The organism is Massilia hydrophila, from assembly GCF_020208145.1.
In the GTDB taxonomy this organism is placed as follows: domain Bacteria; phylum Pseudomonadota; class Gammaproteobacteria; order Burkholderiales; family Burkholderiaceae_D; genus Telluria; species Telluria hydrophila.
On the sequence record NZ_JAHYBX010000008.1, the window covers coordinates 67459 to 87727 of the forward strand.

Annotated in this window: 10 protein-coding genes; 6 read left to right on the forward strand and 4 right to left on the reverse strand. The window is 68.0% G+C overall.

Annotated elements, in window-relative coordinates; translation table 11 throughout:
* Positions 1–90: 90 nt before the first annotated feature.
* Positions 91–1638: a hypothetical protein gene (locus LE190_RS17170; protein ID WP_225239849.1), complete on the reverse strand. Its 1548-nt coding sequence runs from the start codon at positions 1636–1638 to the stop codon at positions 91–93.
* A 776-nt stretch (positions 1639–2414) separates the two neighbouring features.
* Between LE190_RS17170 and LE190_RS17175 the strand changes: the two genes are divergently transcribed.
* Positions 2415–2843, forward strand: a complete 429-nt coding sequence (locus LE190_RS17175) for a hypothetical protein (protein ID WP_225239850.1) — start codon at positions 2415–2417, stop codon at positions 2841–2843.
* A gap of 196 nt (positions 2844–3039) precedes the next feature.
* Here the strand turns inward: LE190_RS17175 and LE190_RS17180 are convergent, their stop codons facing one another.
* A complete protein-coding gene (locus LE190_RS17180; protein WP_225239851.1) occupies positions 3040–3546 on the reverse strand; it encodes a YybH family protein in 507 nt (168 codons plus the stop codon).
* Positions 3547–3816: 270 nt separating this feature from the next.
* Here LE190_RS17180 and LE190_RS17185 point away from each other — a divergent pair, with 270 nt between their 5' ends.
* From LE190_RS17185 to LE190_RS17205, 5 genes are all read left to right on the forward strand, one after another.
* Positions 3817–5715 (forward strand): AI-2E family transporter, encoded by a 1899-nt coding sequence (locus LE190_RS17185; RefSeq protein ID WP_225239852.1) that lies wholly within the window; start codon positions 3817–3819, stop codon positions 5713–5715.
* A gap of 156 nt (positions 5716–5871) precedes the next feature.
* Complete coding sequence (locus LE190_RS17190) at positions 5872–6831, forward strand: chemotaxis protein (RefSeq protein ID WP_225239853.1); 960 nt, start codon at positions 5872–5874, stop codon at positions 6829–6831.
* 182 nt (positions 6832–7013) lie between these two features.
* Positions 7014–7211 carry a hypothetical protein gene (locus LE190_RS17195; protein ID WP_225239854.1) on the forward strand — a complete coding sequence of 66 codons (198 nt, stop codon included), beginning with the start codon at positions 7014–7016 and terminating at the stop codon, positions 7209–7211.
* Positions 7212–7535: 324 nt separating this feature from the next.
* Positions 7536–16367, forward strand: coding sequence for an Ig-like domain-containing protein (locus LE190_RS17200; protein WP_225239855.1), 8832 nt, complete (start codon positions 7536–7538; stop codon positions 16365–16367).
* A gap of 119 nt (positions 16368–16486) precedes the next feature.
* Positions 16487–18457, forward strand: coding sequence for a peptidase U32 family protein (locus LE190_RS17205; RefSeq protein ID WP_225239856.1), 1971 nt, complete (start codon positions 16487–16489; stop codon positions 18455–18457).
* Positions 18458–18536: 79 nt separating this feature from the next.
* Here the strand turns inward: LE190_RS17205 and LE190_RS17210 are convergent, their stop codons facing one another.
* Together LE190_RS17210 and wrbA are read right to left on the reverse strand one after the other, a co-directional pair.
* A complete protein-coding gene (locus LE190_RS17210) occupies positions 18537–19529 on the reverse strand; it encodes a Bug family tripartite tricarboxylate transporter substrate binding protein (RefSeq protein WP_225239857.1) in 993 nt (330 codons plus the stop codon).
* Between the two features lie 116 nt (positions 19530–19645).
* A complete protein-coding gene (wrbA, locus tag LE190_RS17215; protein ID WP_225239858.1) occupies positions 19646–20245 on the reverse strand; it encodes an NAD(P)H:quinone oxidoreductase in 600 nt (199 codons plus the stop codon).
* Between the last annotated feature and the right edge of the window lie 24 nt (positions 20246–20269).

A 20269-nucleotide genomic window follows, 5' to 3' on the forward strand; every position in this document is an offset into this window, starting at 1 on the left:
GCGTGATCAGTTCGCATGCTGCATTCTGGACCACGGAGGCGGGCGGATGCAAACGGCTGGCCGTCATCCGTGCGCACCCGCGCCACCGTTTTATCGCGGCGCGCCCATGCGCAGTGCGCCGCGGGTGCAGACGGGCGGGCCGTCGAGGAAGGTCCAGCCGCCCGGATAGCCGCCGCTGGTGCGCGCGAGCGCGACCTCGCCCCCGGGGCCGCACAGGGTTTCGTGCGCGGCGCGGCTCGTTGCGCTGAAGACGATCTTCACCGGCGCGGCCGGCGAAGGATAGGCCGCCACCACGTCGCCATGCGCGGCGCCGTCTTCTCCGAGCGTACGTTCGATGAAGATCTCGGGCTCCGGTTCGTACCAGCCCGGCAAGGTGGCCAGCACAAAGCGCGCCGCCGGGCTGAACTCGACGTGGGTGTAGCTGCGCGCGTACTTCACCATGCCGGCCTGGGCCAGCAGGATCGCGGCCACCATCGCCAGCGGCCAGCGCGGCAGGCGCTGCAGGTAGACCAGGGCCAGGTAGAACAGCGGCATGCCGCCCCACATCGCATAGCGCATCATGCCGGACGCGCCGGAATTCCAGTTGACCGTGGCCAGCGAGGGAATCGCCATCGCCACGCTGAACAGGATGGTGGCCAGCGCATGCGGCAGCCAGCGCAGGCGTGGCCGGTCGCGCATCGTGGCCAGATGCAGCGCGACCAGCAGCATCGCCACCGGCAGGCCGACGATGGCGCCCTGGTTCAGGTCGAAGAAGAAGGACAGCAGCCGGGCCGGCGTCATCAGCGGCGGATAGGTGGAGAAATGCGCGATCACGCTCGGCATGCCGAACAGCGCCTGGTTGAACAGCACCGGAACGGCCGCCAGCGCCGCCACCAGCACCGATGCCAGCAGCATGGGCAGTCGGAACATCGTGCGCAGCGCGGCGCGCGCGGACAAGCCGTCGTGCGCGTACAGATAGGCGGCGCGAATGAGCGGTGCGAACAGCGCGAACAGCAGCAGCGGCGGATTCTGCATGGCCGCCACGCCGGCCAGCACGGCGCCCGGGAAGGGCCGGCCGGCAAGGCTCAACAGCAGCGCCGAGAGCAGGGCGCAGGCACTGAAGAATTCGGGACTCGACCAGTTCGAATACAGCAGCCCCCCGGAAAGCAGGAAGAATACGGTACCGAACATCGCGCGCGGCGCCGAGTCCGTAAAGCGGAACAGGGCCACCGCCAGGATCGCCAGCGCCGCCAGGTTCACCACCTGGAAGGCCTTGAACGGCTTGCCGCCGACGGCTTCGATCAGCTTGAAGGGCAGGGCGGCCAGGGCCGGATAGGCGAAGAAGTGGATGGCGTAGTAGCCACCGTCGCTGCCGCGGATGAAGCCGGGGAAGGGGTGCGGATCGCCGCGCTGCATGCCGCTGCGCAGCTTATCGTGCACGGCTACGAAGCCGGGTTCGGGCGACAGGGCGGCGGAGCGCTCGAGATCGGCCAGGGTGAAAGCGGGGCTGCCATGGCTGGCGAGGGCGATCGTCATCAACGCGTATTCCTGGAAGTCGCCGCTCTTCGATGGGCGAGTCAGCAGCAGGGCGGCAAGCGACAACAGGGCAATGAACAAGGCCAGGCGGCCCGCGGGGCGGACCGGGAGGAAACGCTGCATGGAGGTGCGCTGCATGGGAATGATGAGGCAGAGCTGCCGGAGGCGAAAGCGGGCCACATGGCCAGGCCGGGCGCTGCGGGATCCTTGTGACGGTAACGAAAACGGGGCAGATTCTAACTTGCTATCTCTACAATAGGAATGTTTCCGGTATGCTTATCGGCTTGCGGCACGCACTGGCGGCACGCAGCATGCTGGATGGGAGATCTCGCTGTCCGGCTGCTTCACTGTTCCACGTCTGCGCGCGAGCAGGAATTTGCTAATTTGAGCATATTCCTGGCATGCCCGTTCCATCTTTCAATCGACATTAGCATATATAATGTCGAGTGAGTGTATGTCGGATCATGTCCCCGGAAGAGGCTAGCCATCCTGGTCTCGGCACAACCGACGCCTTGCGTCACCACTTGCGTCGATCGCGGAGAGCCGTCTACCGCCGACATGGCTCGCGATATCCGGCGCTGCCAACAACACCCACCAGCCGCGGCACTACGGCAGATTCCACACCGCCGTCCATCACGGCGACCGTGCACCGGCAAAGAGCGGCAAAAACACGACGCTGCCAGCACGCTACGCCAGACCCTGGGCGCCAGCACAGCGTGCAGGAATCTCGCTCGCCAGGCAAGCGCCGCCAGGCACGTGCCAGCCCTGGCGCCGCTTCAGTTCACCCGCTGCGCCTGGCCTGCGCGCAGCGGCCGGGCCCGGTTCCGGCCGCAAGTATCGGATAGATTGCGTGCGTCCACGGCGAGCTACAATCGTGCGTTCTGTTCACGGAGGCCTTCATGCGCTTGAATCGCATCATCTTGTTGTTGCCAGCATGCCTGGTCCTCGCAGCTTGCGTGAACTGGTTTCCGAGTGTGAGCGTCGCTTATCGCGGGAACGGCGACGAGCGGATCCTCGCGTTCATGCGCGGGATGTACATGTCCTCGGAAGAAGGCGTTGCCCGCTACCTGCGGCGCGAGCTCGAACATGGATTGCAGCCCGGCCAGGGCATCGACCGGGATTATCTGGCGCGGCGTGGCGCCATCTGTGCCGAAGGAGCGCCACAGGTGTGCCGCTTCAACGGCGTCGCCGACGAACACTTCCGTGGAATGCCGAAGGAGAACGCCCGGCGCGCACGGCGCATTACCGCGATCGAGGCGCGTGTCATCCTGGAACAGCCGGTTCGCATCGAGGTCGCCAAGACGTATCGCCATCCGGACGAGGAGTGACCCGGTTTGCAGGGATTGCGCGCGCATCTCCGGAAGAACAGGGCTTGCGCGCTACCCATCCAGACAGCGTATTTAACATAATATAGATTATGCGCACTTCGGCCATCCAAGCCAAATCTGGCTGATCGCTGTACACAACAACGGGATCACTCCTGTTTTTCCACGGGCGGACAAAAAGCTCTTGCCAGGCCTGGCATCAGGCCGCAGGCTCTACCGCCGCTTCCGGCACCTGCACCGGCGCTGGCGGCTTGGCCAGCGGCCGCTGCGGCGGTCCCATGCGCTGGTTTGCGTTCTCGATGTCCGCGGCGATCAGCCAGCGTCCATCCACCCGGCGCAGCACCAGCACGAACTTGCCGAAGTCCTGCCTCGACTGCGCCGGTCCATAGGCGCCCACCATGTAGGCCAGGTCGCCGGACACGCGGTACTCGAGCGCGCGCAAGGTGGTCGGCTGTCCGCCACCACCGGCATAGGCCCGGCGGATGCTGTCGGTCCCGCGCGCCGGCGCTTGCCCGCTCGGCAGCGCATAGCCATCCGGCGCGAACAGCGCGGCCAGCCCGGCGGCATCGTTGGCGGCCCAGGCACGTTCGTAGGCGCGCAGCAGCTGGTCCACGTCGGCCGGCAGCGTGACCGAAGGCGGCTCCTGGGCGATGGCAGGCGCCGCGAATACGGCGGCAATGAGCGGTATGGCGAACAGCTTGAGCATGGGTGGCCCCCGGCGGTGATGTGCGAATGCCGCCGATTCTAGCCAAGGCCGACGGCCCCGGCTACAGGAATCGGGTATGCATCGGGTGCGACGGCGCTCCACCCATATTTAATGAAATGTCTTCGAGTACAAGTTTTTGGTACACCGTCTGCCTCCCTGATGCGTTGATGGTCCACCGCGGGAGCAAGCCACCTTATCCATCACTTGGCGAAGCCGGCGTTTTCCTTTATACATACCCAGTTTCCATCCGCCGAGCCCACGACAGCCTGCATGAACGCCCTGCCCCCTTCCCTGCGCCTGACGGCCAACACCGTCGTCAGCGCCACCTGCGTCGTCGCCCTGCTGTATTTCGGACGTGAAGTACTCGAGCCGCTCGCGCTGGCCATGATCCTGAGCCTGGTGCTGGCGCCCCTGGTGCGCAGCATGACCCGGGCCGGGCTCGCGCGCATGCCCGCGGTGCTGCTGTCGGTGGCCCTGGTCGCCACCTGCGTGGGCGGGGTCGGCGCGGTGCTGTTCGACCAGCTGGTGACCATCACCCGCGACCTGCCGCAGTACCGGGCCGCGATCAAGACCAAGGTGGCCAAGGTGCGCGAAGTGGTGGAACGCCCGATCACCCGCCTCGAAGCCGAACTGAGCGCAGTGGCGCCCACGCCGGCCACCGAGGCGGCGCGCATCCGGCGCGGCAGCCTGGTGCTCACGCCGAACCAGCCGCTGCCGGTCGAGGTGCGCACGCCGCGGACCATGAAGGACACCCTGGGCCGGGTCATCAACCTGGTCTGGGGCCCGCTCGGCGAGGCCGGCGTGGTGCTGATCCTGCTGGTCTTCATCCTGCTCGAACAGGGGTCGCTGCGCGACCGCCTGGTACGCCTGGCCGGCCAGGCCGAGGTCAGCCGCACCATCCGCACGCTGGGCGACGCCGCCCAGGGCGTGTCGCGCTTTTTCTTTTCGCAGTTCATCGTGAACAGCGCCTTCGGGCTGGTGATCGGACTGTCGCTGTGGCTGGCCGGGGTGCCGCACGCCGTGCTGTGGGGCGTGCTGAGCGGGGTGCTGCGCTTCGTGCCCTACCTGGGCGTGCTGCTGGCGGGCGCCATCATCGCCGTGTTCGTGGCCGCGATCGACCCTGGCTGGACGCTGGCGCTTACCTGCATGAGCCTGTTCCTCGCCTTCGAGCTGGTGCTGGCCAACTTCATCGAGCCGAAAGTCTACGGGCACAGCTCCGGGCTGTCGCCGCTGGCGGTGATCGTCTCGGCCCTGTTCTGGGGCGCGCTGTGGGGGCCGGTCGGCCTGCTGCTGTCCACCCCGCTTACCCTGTGCCTGGTGGTGGCCGGACGCCACCTGCGCGCGCTGGCGCCGATCACCATCCTGCTTGGCGACGCGCCCAACATGTCGGACGCCGAGCGCTTCCACCAGCGCGTGCTGGCCGGCGAGGCCGACGAACTAACCAAGGATGCGCGCACCTACGTGCGCCGCTACAGTTTCGCGCGCTATTGCGACCACGTGCTGCTGCCCGGCCTGCGCATGGCGGTGTCCGACCTTGGCACCGGGGCCATCGACAAGGCTCAGGAAGCGCGGATGCGCCAAGTGATCGCGAACATCGCCGACACGGTGGCGAGCGCGGCCGACAGCAGCGCGCGCGGACGGCGCAAGGCCGTGCCGCTGCTGGATGCGAATATCGGCGCCCATCTGCGCCAGATGCGCGAGGCGCGTTTCGGCCGCTGGCAGGGCTCGCTCGACGTACCGGTCGGCTCGATCGTGCTGTGCGCCGGTCTGCCGTCCGAGCGCGACGAGTTCCTGACCGAGCTGCTGGTGCGCGCCCTGCGCGAAGGCGACGTCGATGCGCGCAGCCTGGTGATCGGTGCACCGCTGGCGCGCCCCGATACCGGCGCCGAGCTGGTGTCGACCGTGTTCATTACCTATCCGCGCCAGGACAACTTCGAGGCCTGGCGCACCGCCGTGGCCGAACTGCGTGCGGATCTGCCGGAAGCCCTGATGGTGACCGTGCTGCTGCCCTACGACGAGCAACTGCCCAAGCGCGCGCTGGTGGAAGCCTACGTCGACATGATCCTGCGCTCCTTCGAGGAAGGCCTGGCCTTCGTGGCGCCTGACCGCAGCGGCGCGGTGCGCACCGCGGCGCCGCCCGCGGTCGCCGCCAGCGACGCCCTGCGTTAATTACAGACGCGGGCGCTGCCACAATTTGTTGTTTTCCAGCGCTTGCGGCTGAGAAATCGCAGGGTTTTCATGGAGTCTTTACGTTTTGCGATGGATCGCACGTAAAATGCTTTCCCGTAGGCATGATTCTTTCACTTTGCATCCATAACGGCAGATATGAAATCGGTTCAACAAGAAGTCGACGAGCGCAGTAACCTCACCAGCAACAACAAGTTCGAGCTCCTGCTGTTCCGCCTCGGCGGCGACGAGACGGGCGAACGCAGCGAACTGTTCGGCATCAATGTGTTCAAGATCCGTGAGATCGTGGCCATGCCCGAGATCACCGCCGTCGCCGGATCGATGCCCCATGTGCTGGGCGTGGTCAACCTGCGCGGCCAGATCATCCAGGTGCTTGACCTGCCCGCCATCGCCGGTGTCAAGCCGAAGACGGGCCTGAACATCATGCTGGTGACCGAATTCGCCCGCACCACCCAGGGCTTCGCCGTGGAGAGCGTGGAAGACATCGTGCGCCTGGACTGGAACCAGGTGATGTCGGCCGAGCGCACCGCCGGCAGCGGAATGGTGACCAGCATCGCGCGCCTGCCGGGCGAGAATGGCGAGCCGGGGCCGCTGGCCCAGGTGCTCGACGTCGAAACCATCCTGCGCAACATGAACCCGGAGTCCGGTCCGGAAATCAACGAGCAGACAGTCGGCGCCAAGATCCAGATCAAGCCGGGCTCGGTGGTGCTGGCCGCCGACGACTCGCTGGTGGCGCGCGCCCTGATCGAACAGGGCCTGGAAGCAATGGGCCTGCCCTTCATCATGGCCAAGAGCGGCAAGGAAGCCTGGGACCAGCTCAACAGCATCGCCAACACCGCCGAGGCCGAAGGCAAGACCGTGCACGACAAGGTCGCGCTGGTGCTGACCGACCTCGAAATGCCGGAGATGGACGGATTCACGCTCACCCGCAACATCAAGAAGAGCGCGCGCTTCGCCGGCATGCCGGTGGTGATCCACTCCTCGCTGTCGGGTACCACCAACGAGGAACACGTCAGGAACGTGCAGGCCGATGCCTACGTCGCGAAGTTCTCGGCCGAAGACCTGGCGGGTACGATCCGCCGCCTGCTGCGCCAGTAATATCCTCCCCAGCCAAACCGGGCGGCGCCGACGGCTGTCGTGGCCGCCCTGTAACACACGCTAACATATTCGATCGCGTCGCTGCCGCCAGCAGATATAATATTGACAACAGGCGGAACAGCGGGCCGCCATCCCGACACGCGGGAAACCGGGCGCCAGCGCCTTTTCCGCAGAGAGCGATCATGCCCCAACGACGACGCGATGACGAGACCGCAGTAACTGCCGAGTACGCCTTTTTCCTGGCGGAGACCCGCGGCCTGCGCTTCGCCCTCGACTACCTCGACAACTGCCGCATTCCGCGCGAAATCCTGCTGCGCGTCATCGACCAGCCCGAACGGCGGCGCCGCATCGAGCGGCGCCGCTTCCCCAGGAACGACTGAGTTCCGCAGCGGCCGCGCCAGCCAACGCTGCGCCGCTCCTGCATCGCCTCCGGCACACAATCACGTCCATCACGTCCATCGTGCTCGCGCAGTCGGCGGCCGTCCCCGGCGCCGGGCCGTGTTGCGCAACGCTGTTCTGCATCTGGCGAGATCATCAAATTTTGTTCTTTCCGGACAGAAAAATAGTTAGAATCGTGCAATTCTATTTGTGGTGGATCAACATGCGCGCCACAAATCGAGCTGCCACGACCCGCGCTGCGCGCTCCAGTTGCATTGCGCCGGCCCGTCCGACATGAACCCTGACCATCTTCCCCGCCCATGACCTTGCCAGCTTCCTCCCCCGCCCCAGCATCCGAACTCGACACGGCGCCTTCCGGCCCGGGTGCACATGCCATCGTTTTCGTCGATACGTCGGTGGAGGGCTACCAGACGCTGCTGGCCGGGCTGTCGGCCGGGACCGAAGTTCACCTGATGGCAGCGGGAGAGGACGGCCTGACGCGCATGGCCGAAGTCCTGGATGGGCGGAGCAGCATCGACGCGCTGCACCTCATTTCACACGGCAGGCCGGGCGTGCTGTCGCTCGGTACCCTGGCGCTGGACGCGGAGACGCTGGCGGCGCGTGCCGCCGACCTGGCGCGCATCGGTGCCGCCCTGGCGCCGCAGGCGGACATCCTCCTGTATGGCTGCGATGTCGGTGCGGGCGCCGCCGGCGCCGGCTTCCTGGCGATGCTGGCGCAGGCCACCGGGGCCGACGTGGCGGCATCCACCGACCCCACCGGGGCTGCTGCCCGCGGCGGCAACTGGACCCTGGAAGCCGCCCATGGCGCGGTCGAAGCGTCGCCGCTGTTGGACGCGGCCGGCGCCGCCGCCTTCGACGGCTTGCTGGCGCCCTTTCCCAGCGGGGTGCAAACCTTCGACGGCTATGACGAGTTCACCGGCGTCATGCAGAACGGTTTCTTCCAGGTGACCGGTGCCATCGGCGGCAACCAGGGCTCGAACGTCTTCAGCGACGGGGACGGCGTCTACATCGCGGAATACAACCCGATGGGAGGCTTCACCGCCTACATCGAGGTCAAGCTGGTCAATCAAGAAGGAGGCAGTTTCAAGCTGCTGGGGATCAACGCCGGAGACCTCACGTACAGTGCCGTCAGCGCCAACAACTTTTCCAACATCCGCGTGGAAGGACTGGCGAACGGACAGCGACAGTACATCACCACCGGCGTGGATAGTCCGAACATGGACCCGCAATACGGGATCGTGCTGGGCGCCAATACCGATCTGCTGATCGATTCCTTCCGCATCTACTTCACCGGGGATGCGGACGATGCACCCAACAGCCTCATCTTCACCAATTTCACCATCGGCAGCGGGTCGACCGCGCCCGTTTCCAATAATACGGCGCCCACCATCAGCGGCGCGACGCCCAACCAGCCCGTCGCCGACACCGGGGCCATCCTGCCGTTCATCGGTATCGTGTTCACCGACCCGGATGCCGGTGCCACCGAGACCGTCACCATCAGGCTCGATTCCGCGGCCAAGGGCGCGTTCACGCCGTCTTCCCTGGCCGCGTCGGGTTTCAGCACCGTCGACGGCGGCCTGACCTACGTCCACGCGCCCGCCTCGCCGTCCGCGATCCAGGCGGCCGTGCGCACCCTGTCCTACCAGCCGGCACAGAACCGCGTGAAGCCCGGCTTGACGGAGACGACCACCTTCACCATCAGCATCAGCGACGGCGTGGCCCCGGCCGCCACCAACAGCGTGACCACCGTCGTGTCGCAGTCGGTGAACGACAACCCGGTGTTCCTCCCGGGCGGCACGGTGTTGTCCCTGGCCCAGAACGCGGCCGCCACCGACATCAAGAGCCTGTTGCGCGTCGCCGACGCCGATCCCGACCAGGCCCTGACCTGGACGCAGTCGGCCGCACCCAGCCACGGCAACCTGACGCTGAGCGGCGCCACGGCCACAAGCGGCAGCGGCAGCATCGCGCCCGGAGGCATCCTGACGTACACGCCGCTGGCCGGCTTCGCCGGCAGCGACAGCTTCACGGTACAGGTGAGCGACGCCAGCGGCACCGCCACCCGCACCATCACGGTCAACGTCATGCCGGCCGCGCCAGGCGCGCCCGACCTTGCGCCCGCCAGCGACAGTGGCAACAGCAACACCGACAAGCTCACCAATGCCAGCACCCTGTCCTTCAGCGGCACCAGCGGCGACGCCGACACCAGCAGCACGGTGCGCGTCTTCGTCGACCGGAACGGCAACGGCGTCTACGATGCCGGCATCGACCCGAGCAATACGGCCACGGTCACGAATGGCAACTGGACGGTCAACGGCATCAGCGTCGCCGGCCTGGCCGATGGCGCCTACCGGGCCTACGCCCAGGTGCAGTCGGCCGACGCCACCCAGACCAGCGCCGCCACTGCCGGCGTCAACCTGACCCTCGACCGCAGCGCGCCCACGCTGGCGATCACCAGCAACCGGAGCACCCTCAAGGCCGGCGAAACCGCGACCATCACCTTCACCTTCAGCGAAGATCCGGGCGCGAGCTTCACCTGGAACGGCAGCAGCGGCGACGTCAGCGTGAGCGGCGGCACGCTGAGCGCCATCTCCGGCAGCGGCACCACCCGCACCGCCACCTTCACCCCCACCAGCGGCGTCAACAACGGCAGCGCCAGCATCACCGTCAGCGCCGGCAGCTATGTCGACGCGGCGGGCAATGGAGGCGGCGGCGCCTCCACGCCGGCGCTGAGCTTCGATACGCTAGCGCCCGCGGTGAGCGCAATCACGCGGGTTGGCCCGGCCATCAGCAGCGCCACGACCGCCAGCTACATCGTGACCTTCGACAGCAGCGTGAGCGGCGTCGATGCGGGCGACTTCCAGCTGACCCCCACCGGCTCGGCCTCCGGCACCATCGCTTCGGTCAGCGGCAGCGGAAGCACCTATACCGTCAACGTGAACGGCATCAGCGGCGACGGCAGCATGCGCCTCGACCTCAAGAGCAGCGGCACCGGCATCATCGACGTCGCCGGCAACGCCTCCGGCGGCTTTACCGGCGGCCAGACCATCGTCTTCGACCATACGGCGCCGGCGGTCAGCGCGGTGTCGGTGCCGGCGTCCCGCACCTATGGCCTGGGAGAGGAGCTGGTCTTCACCGTCAATTTCAATGAAGCGGTCGTGGTCGACACCAGCGGCGGCACGCCCGTGATCAACCTGAGCCTCGACACCGGCGGCGTGGTCCAGGCCGCCTATGCCAGCGGTTCCGGCACCACCGCCCTGCGCTTCAGCTATACCATCGGCGCCGGCAATGCCGACAGCAATGGCGTCGCCCCGGGCGCCGGCATCTCGCTCAACGGCGCCACGATCCGCGACGCGGTTGGCAATGCCGCGGCCCTGGCGCTCAATGGCGTCGCGCCCACGAGCGGCGTGCTCGTGGCGGCGCTGGCACCGAGCGTGCTCGCCATCGAGCGGGTGGGCCAGGCGCTCACCAAGGCCACCAGCGTCGACTACACCGTCACGTTCTCGCAGAACGTCACCGGCGTCGACGCGGGCGACTTCACCCTGAGCGGCAGTGGGGCGAGCGGCAGCATCGCCGGCGTCAGCGGCTCGGGCAGCACCTACACCGTCACCGTCGCCAACATCAGCGGCGACGGCAGCCTGCGCCTGGACCTGAATTCCGGCGCGACCGGCATTGCCAACGGTAATGGCCAGGCGCTATCGGGCGGCTTCACGGGCGGCCAAAGCTATACGATCGACCAAAGCGCACCGCTGCTCGCCGGCGCGATTGCGTTGTCCGACACCGCACTCAGGATCGGCGAGACCGCCACCGTCACCATTGTCTTCACCGAAGCGGTCACCGGCTTCACCAGCGGCGACGTCACGGTGCCCAACGCGTCGCTCACGAACCTGAGCTCGAGCGACGGCGGCCGCACCTGGACCGCCACCCTCACGCCCGCCGCCGGCGCCAGCGCCCAGGCCAATGTGCTGACCCTGAACTACGCCGGCATCGCCGACCTGGCCGGCAACGCCGGCAGCGGCAGCGCCGACAGCGGCAACTACGCCGTCGATACCACGCGACCGAGCCTGGCCGCCGCCATCGCCATCTCGGACACGGCGCTCAAGATCGGCGACACTGCCACCGTGACCTTCACCTTCACCGAGGCCGTGACCGGTTTTACCGTGGCCGACGTGAGCGTGCCGAATGCGACACTTGCCGGCCTGAGCTCGAGCGACGGCGGCATTACCTGGACCGCCACCCTGACCCCAGCCGCCGGCACCAGCGACGCCAGTAATGTGTTGCAGCTCGACTACACCGGCATGACCGACCTCGCAGGCAACGCCGGCAGCGGCAGCGTCGGCAGCGGCAATTACGTTGTGGATACCGTGCGTCCCGCCCTGGCTGTCGGCATCGCGCTCTCCGATACCAGCCTGACAGTCGGGGAGAGCGCCACCGTCACCTTCACGTTCACCGAGCCGGTAACCGGCTTTACCACTGCCGACGTGGCCGCGCCCAACGCCACGCTTTCGAACCTGAACTCGGCCGACGGCGGCCTGACCTGGACCGCGACCCTCACCCCGGCCGCCGGGGTCGACGCCGCTTCCAATGTGCTGGTCCTGAACTATGCCGGCATTGCCGACCTGGCCGGCAACGCGGGCGCCGGCAGCGTCGCCAGCCCCGGCTATGCTGTCCGGACCACAGTGCCGACGCTGGCCGCGCCGATCGCGATCTCCGATACCGCGCTCAAGATCGGCGACAGCGCCACGGTGAGCTTCGTGTTCACCGAGCCGGTCACCGGCTTTAGCGTCGGCGACGTGAGCGTATCGAACGGCACCCTGTCCGGGCTGTCCTCGGGCGACGGCGGCGTCAGCTGGACCGCCACCCTGACGCCCACCGCCGGCGCCAGCGCTGCCGCCAATGTGCTGCGTCTCGACCTGGGCGGGATCGCCACCCTGGCGGGCAACGTGGGCAGTGGCAGCGTCGACAGCGTCAACTATGCGGTCGACACCGTCCGGCCGGCCCTGGCCGCCGCCATCGCCATCTCCGATACCGCGCTCAAGAGCGGCGACAGCGCCACCGTGAGCTTCACCTTCACCGAAGCGGTGACCGGTTTCACGACGGCGGACGTGACCGTGCCCAACGGTACGCTGTCCGGCCTGTCTTCCGTCGACGGCATCACCTGGACCGCCAGCCTTACCCCGGACAGCGGCGTCATCGACGCCAGCAATGTCCTCACGCTCGATTACTCGGGCCTGACCGACCTCGCCGGCAATCCAGGTAGCGGAACGGCCAGCAGCGCGAACTATGCCGTCGATACCGCGGCGCCGCAGCTGGCCGCGCCGATCTCGATCTCGCACACGGCGCTGCGGATCGGTGACAGCGCCACCGTCGGCTTCGTCTTCACCAAGGCGGTCAGCGGCTTCACCGCGGACGACGTGAGCGTGCCGGACGGCAGCCTGTCCGGCCTGAGTTCAAGCGATGGCGGTATCACCTGGAGCGCCACGTTCACTCCCACCGCCGGTGCCACCAGCAGCGGCAATGTGCTGACCCTCGACCTGGCCGGCCTCAGCGACCTGGCCGGCAACGCCGGCAGCGGCACCGCCAGCAGCGCCAGCTACGCGGTCGACACCCAGCGCCCGGCGCTCGCCGCGGCGATCGCGCTGTCCAGCACCACGCTGAAGGCCGGCGAGACGGCCACCGTCAGCTTTGTCTTTGCCGAAGCCGTCACGGGCTTCACCGAAGCCGACGTCAGCGTCGCGAACGGCAGCCTGGCGAACCTGGCCTCGAGCGATGGCGGCATCACCTGGAGCGCCACCCTGTTGCCTGCCGCCGGCGCCAGCGGCAGCGGCGTGCTCAGCCTGGACCTGGGCGGCCTGGCCGACCTTGCCGGCAATGCCGGCAGCGGCATCGCCAGCAGCCCCGTCTATGCCGTCGATACCCAGGGCCCGGCCCTGGCCGCGGCGATCACGATTTCCGACACGGCGCTCAAGGCTGGCGACACAGCCACTGTCCGCTTCGTCTTCACCGAGGCGGTCAGCGGCTTCACCGTGGACGACGTCAGCGTACCGAACGGCGTCCTGACGAACCTGGCTTCGCACGACGGCGGCATCAGCTGGAGCGCGACCCTGGCGCCGGCCGCCGGCGCCAGCAGCGCCGCCAACGTGCTCACGCTGGACCTGGGCGGGATCACCGACCTGGCCGGCAACGCGGGCGCCGGCAGCGCCACCAGCGTCAGCTATGCGGTGGACAGCGCGCGGCCGACCCTGGCCGCGCCCATCCGCTTCTCGCAGACCACACTCAAGAGCGGCGAGCACGCCACGGTCAGCTTCAGCTTCACCGAGGCGGTGAGCGGCTTCACCACCGAGGACGTGCGCGTGCCGGATGGCACGCTGCTGGGCCTGGCGTCGGCCGACGGCGGCCTTACCTGGACCGCGCTGCTGGTGCCGCACGCCGGCGCGCGCAGCAGCGGCAATGTACTGACGCTCGACTACGCGGGCATCACCGACCTGGCCGGCAACACGGGCAGCGGCGTGGCCAGCAGCCCGGCATACGCGGTGAATACCATCGGACCGGGGCTGGCCGCGCCGATCGCCATTTCCGACAGCATGCTGGCCAGCGGCGAGACAGCGGTCGTCACCATCGTGTTCGACGAAGCGGTCACCGGCCTCACGCTCGACCGCCTGAGCGCGCCGAACGCCGTCCTTTCCGGCCTGGCCAGCAGCGACGGCGGCGTGACCTGGACCGTGGCCCTGGCCCCGCTGGCCGGTACCAGCGTGGCGGGCAACACCGTGAGTCTCGACCTGGGCGGCATTCGCAACCTGGCCGGCAATGCCGGCAGCGGCACCGTCGCCGGGGCCAGCTACACCATCGACACGCAGGCGCCGACCGCCACCGTGAGCATCTCGGACACCGCGCTGGCGGCGGGCGAAAGCGCGCAGGTGACCATCGCCTTCAGCGAGCCGGTGAGCGGCTTCGACCAGGCGGCCGTGCAGGCCACGGGCGGCAGCCTCGGTGCCTTCTCGAGCGCCGACGGCGGACGCACCTGGAGCGCGGTGTTCACCCCGGCCGCGCAGACCAGCGCACCCGTCAACCACATCAGCCTCGACCTCGGCGGCGTGCGCGACACGGCCGGCAATGCCGGCGCTGGCAGCGTGGCCTCGCCGGCCTTCGCGGTCAATACCGTCACCACGCCGCAGGTGGAGCCGCCGGTCACCGGCACCGTGGACGGCGTCCCGGTCACCGTCCAGACCGGACCGGTCGATCCCGCCACCGGCCTGTCCGGCACCGTCATCACGGTTCCCATCGTGACGCCGGCCCGCGCAGACGATCCGGCATCCCCGCATGGCGGCCTGGCCGACATTCCGCTCGGCCTGGGCGGCGCATCCGGGCCGCGCACCGATCTGCTGCTCAGCCTGCCGGTCGGAACCGGCATGCGTGCCGAGGGAGCGTCGGGCCTGCTCGACAACGGACAGGCGCTGGTCGACCTGATCCGCCGCATCGAGCAGCATACCGCTGCCGATGCCGGCGCCCGCCAGGACCTGGCCGGGCAAGGCCGCGATTTCCTGTCCAGCCTGGCGCCCGACACCCTGCTGCAGTCCAGCACCCTGGTGCTGTCGGCCGCGCCAGGCATGGGCACGCCGCCGGACATCCTGCTCAACAGCGGCGCGCGCGGCGCTCCCGGCGCGGGCCAGACCGCGATCGGCCTGGTGGTGGACGCCACCGGACTGCCGGCCGGCACCACGCTGCACCTGAATAACGTGGACTTCGCGGCGGTCATCGGCGCGCTTACCCTGCGTGGCGGCGAAGGCCGCAACCACGTGGTGGGCGACGGCGCCAGCCAGAACATCTTCCTGGGCGCCGAGGACGACATCCTGCTCGGCGGCGGCGGCAACGACATCATCGGCAGCGCCGGTGGCAACGACGTGCTGGACGGCGGCGACGGCGACGACGTCGTGGTTGGCGGCATCGGCAACGACCGCCTTGCGGGCGGCGCCGGCGACGACGTCCTGCAGGGCGGACGCAGCAGCATGGGCGGCTGGCAGTTCTACCTGGACGATGCCGGTGTCCTGCAGGCGCGCCACGAGACGGCGCTGTTCGCGCCCGGCCAGCACGAGCGCCTGACGCTGGGCGAACTGGACGGCGCGGCGAAGGGACTGTCCTTCCTCGCCGCCGACAAGGCGGGGCTGTCGGGCCTGTCGCTGCTGTACCACGCGGCCTTCGGCCGTGCCCCCGACCTGGAAGGGCTAGCCTACTGGGCCGGCACCGACCTGGGCACCGTGGCCGGGCAGCTGCTGCGGTCCGCCGAGTGGAAGGATGGCGCCGGCGCCGAGCTGTCCGACGCCGCCTTCGTCCAGGCGCTGTACCAGAACGCCTTCGGCCGCCCGGCCGACAGCGGCGGGCTGGCGTTCTGGACTGCGCAGCTGGCGGGCGCCGCAGGCGCGCCGGCACTGGGCCGGGCCGAGTTGCTGCAAGCCCTGGCCCAGAGCCTTGAACACCGCCAGGCCTGGCATACCGCGGACGGCTACCTGATCGGCCTTGGGCGCGTCGGCCGCGAGCACGGCTGGATCGCCGGCAGCGGCGACGACCGGCTCGAAGGCGGCGCCGGCAGCGACCTGCTGGTGGGCGGCGACGGCGTCGATACCGCCGTCTACGCCGGCAGCATGCGCGACTACCGCTTCGTGATCGATCGCGCAGGCCAGCTGAAGGTAGCGAACGTGGTCGGCAACGACGTCGACCAGCTGTCCGGCATTGAACTGGCCGAGTTCAGCGACGGCACCATCGACCTCGGCTTCCTGCAGGGCAATTCCGCCCAGATGGCGCAGCTGACCCAGCTGGGCTTGTTGTACCAGGCGCTGTTCGACCGCGCCGGCGACCGCGCCGGCCTGCAGTGGTGGATGGGACGCGGCGCCGACGGCGCCCAGCTGGTGCGCGACTTCACCGGCACGGCGGAGTTCAAGGCGCGCTACGCGGGCACCGACGACGCCGCCTTCGTCAAGGCGCTGTTCGACAATGCGGGCCTGGACGCGGCGGCCGCAGGCGGCACGGCCTACTGGGAGGCCTACCTGGCCACCCACGACCGTGCCGAGCTGATCGGCAACTGGCTGCAGAACGGCGAGGTCGCGAACGCCCAGTTCGCCGGCCAGGGCCTGTGGCTGTTCTGATGTGATCCTGGCATGACCGGGGTGGCCCAACACCGCGCCCCGGCCATGCACGCGCGAAGGCGAATGACTTCGGGCCGCCATCTGGCTATAATCTCGCCCTTCGCACCCAGGATTTCGCCATGTCACTGCTCAACCACCAGCTTGAATTGCTGTCGCCCGCCAAAACCGCCGAGATCGGCCGCGAGGCCATCCTGCACGGCGCCGACGCGGTGTACATCGGCGGCCCCGCCTTCGGCGCGCGCCACAATGCCAGCAATCCGCTGGAAGACATCGCGGCCCTGACCGCCTTTGCCCACCGCTACCACGCGCGCATCTTCGTGACCATGAACACGATCATGCACGACAGCGAACTGGAACTGGCCCGCCAGCAGATCTGGCAGCTGTACGAAGCGGGCGTGGATGCCCTGATCATCCAGGACATGGGATTGCTGGAACTGGACCTGCCGCCGATCCAGCTGCACGCGTCGACCCAGTGCGACATCCGCACGGTGGAAAAAGCGAAGTTCCTGGGCGAGGTCGGCTTTTCGCAGCTGGTGCTGGCGCGCGAACTCACCGTCGAGCAGATCCGCAAGATCAAGGCCGAAGTCGATACGCCGCTCGAGTACTTCGTGCATGGCGCCCTGTGCGTGGCGTTCTCGGGCCAGTGCTATATCTCGCACGCAGACACCGGGCGCAGCGCCAACCGCGGCGACTGCTCGCAGGCCTGCCGCCTGCCCTACACCCTGAGCGACGGCCAGGGCCGCGTGGTGGCCTACGAAAAGCACCTGCTGTCGATGAAGGACAACGACCAGAGCCGCAACCTGGAAGCCCTGGTCGACGCCGGCATCCGTTCGTTCAAGATCGAGGGCCGCTACAAGGACATGGGCTACGTGAAGAACATCACGGCCCACTACCGCCTGCTGCTGGACGAACTGCTCGAGCGCCGTCCGGAATTCGCGCGCGCGTCGAGCGGTTCGACCCGCGTGCTGTTCACGCCCGACGTCGACAAGAACTTCCACCGCGGCCACACCGATTATTTCGCGCTGGGCCGCCAGGACGACATCGGCGCCTTCGATTCGCCCAAGTACATCGGCGTCGAGCTGGGCACGGTCACCCGCATCGGCCCGGACTTCATCGAGCTGGCCACCAACGCGCCGATGGCCAATGGCGACGGCCTGAACTACATGAACAAGCGCGAGACGGTCGGCATCCAGGCGAATACGGCGCAAAAACTGGGCGAGGACGAGGACAGCCAGCACTGGCGCGTGTTCCCGAACGAAGTGGTCAAGAGCCTGGCCGGCCTGAAGGTCGGCACCATCGTGCACCGCAACCGCGACCACCAGTGGGAGTCGGCGCTGACCAAGAAATCCTCGGAGCGCAAGGTGCGCGCTGACCTGCTGCTGGCCGAAGTGCCGGACGGCCTGGTGCTGACCATCCATGACGAGGACGGCATCGAGACCGTGACGCGCGCGGCGATCGCCCTACAGCCGGCCCAGCAGGCGGCGCAGGCGGAAGCCTCGCTGCGCGCGAATATCGCCAAGCTCGGCAACACGATGTTCGAGGCCGGCGAGGTGGAGCTGCAGCTGTCGCAGCCCTGGTTCGTGGCAGCGAGCGCCATCAACGCCCTGCGCCGCGACGCCGTCGCCGCCCACGAGGCCGCACGCCTGGCCGCCTGGGCGCGCCCGGAGCGCAAGCCGGCAAGCGAGCCGCCGGCCATCTATCCGGAGCAGCAGCTGAGCTACCTGGCCAACGTCTACAACGAGAAGGCGCGTGCCTTCTACCACAAGCACGGTGTGCAACTGATCGATGCGGCCTACGAGGCGCACGAAGAGCCGGGCGAGGTGTCCTTGATGATCACCAAGCACTGCCTGCGCTTTTCCTTCAACCTGTGCCCGAAGCAGGCCAAGGGCGTGCAAGGCGTGCAGGGCCAGGTGCGGGCCGAGCCGATGACCCTGGTCAGCGGCAACGAACGCTACACCCTGCGCTTCGACTGCAAGCCCTGCGAGATGCATGTAGTAGGTGCGATGAAGGACAACATCCTGAAGCAGCCGCCGCCTTCGGCCGTGCCCTACAGCCCGCTGGTCTTCCACAAGCAGCGTCCGCGGGCCTGATTTGACCAGCTGGTAAAAAAAACAACGCCACCGTCTTGCGCGGTGGCGTTTTGCTTCCTGTGGGTAGCGGTGGGCGGTGTCAGTCCACCGTGGCGCCGCTCTGCTTCACGACTTTCGACCAGCGTGCGTGTTCGGCCTGCACGAACTTTGCGAAGTTCTCCGGCGTGTCGCCCACGAAATCGGAACCGGTATCGGCCAGCACCTTCTGGAACTCGGGTCCCTTCATCACCTTGATCGCCTCGGCATTGATCTTCGCCAGCACCGGCTTGGGTGTCTTGGCCGGAGCAAAGAAGCCGTACCAGGCATACGACTCGATCTGCGGCAGGCCGGCCTCGGCAAAGGTCGGCACGTCCGGCAGCAGCGGCGAGCGCTTGGCGCTCGAGATGGCGATCGCCTTCACCTTGCCGCTCTTAATGTGGGGCATGATCGCGATGGTGCTGTCGAACATCATCGGGATATGCCCGCCCAGCAGGTCGGAGATGGCCGGCGCCGAACCCTTGTAGGGCACGTGGGTCATTTCCAGCTTGGTGACGCTGGCAAACAGTTCGCTGGTCAGGTGCTGCGGCGTGCCGTTGCCCGAGGAACCATAGGAAAACTGGCCTTTCTTCGCCTGGATATGGGCCATCAGCTCCTTCAGGTTCTTGGCCGGCACCGAAGGGTGGGCCACCAGCACCAGCGGCACGCGCAGCAGGTTCGTCACCGGCGCCAGGTCCTTGAGCGGATCGAAGCTCATGTTGCGGTACAGGCTGGGATTGATGACGATCGGCGCACTCGACGTGATCAGGAGGGTGTAGCCGTCCGGCTTGGCGCGGGTGACGGCGGCGGTGCCGATGTTGCCGCCGCCACCGGCCCGGTTGTCGATCACGAAGGACTGGCCCAGCGCCTGGGTCAATCCCTTGGCAAGGGGACGCGCCGCGATGTCGGATGGGCCGCCGGGCGGCCACGGCACCACCACCGTAACGGTCGAGGCTGGCCAGTTCTGCGCCAGCGCGCTGAACGAAACCACCGATGCGGAAAGGGCGCATGCCAGGGCGCAGGCAAGGTGTGTCGCGGTGCCGAAGAGTGCTCGCATAGTCTCCATCCTTTGTTAGAAAATTGACATGAACGGACAGTGTAGCGCATTCGGTGCACCACCCGGCGTGGCGGGCCCGCAACGCTTCCGGGCGGCCCGGCGTGCGGCCTGCTCGCCTAGCCGAACAGCTTGTTCGCGGTGCGGGCGATCAGCTCGCCCTGGTGGCGTGCACCGCCCAGCTCGAGCTGGCTGGGCTGGCGCTCGCCCTGGCCGCCGGCGATGGTCGACGCGCCATACGGGCTGCAGCCGGTGATCTCGTCGAGCGTCATCTGGCCGGCATAGCTGTACGGCAGCCCGACCACGGTCATGCCGAAGTGCAGCAGATTGGTGATGATCGAGAACAGGGTTGTCTCCTGCCCGCCGTGCTGGGTCGCGGTCGAGGTGAAGGCGCCGCCCACCTTGCCGTTGAGCGCGCCGCGCGCCCACAGGCCGCCGGTCTGGTCGAGGAAAGCCGCCATTTGCGAAGGCATGCGGCCGTAGCGGGTGGGCGCGCCGATGATGATGGCGTCGTAGTCGGGCAGCTCGTCCACGGTGGCGACCGGCGCGGCCTGCTCCAGCTTGAAATGGGCTTTGGTGGCGATCTCTTCCGGCACCGTTTCGGGCACCCGCTTCAGGTCCACCGTCGCGCCGGTGGAACGCGCCCCTTCGGCCACCGCATTGGCCATCTGCTCGATATGGCCGTAGGTCGAGTAATACAGCACCAGTACTTTCGACATGCCCGCCTCCTGTCAGTCAATGGC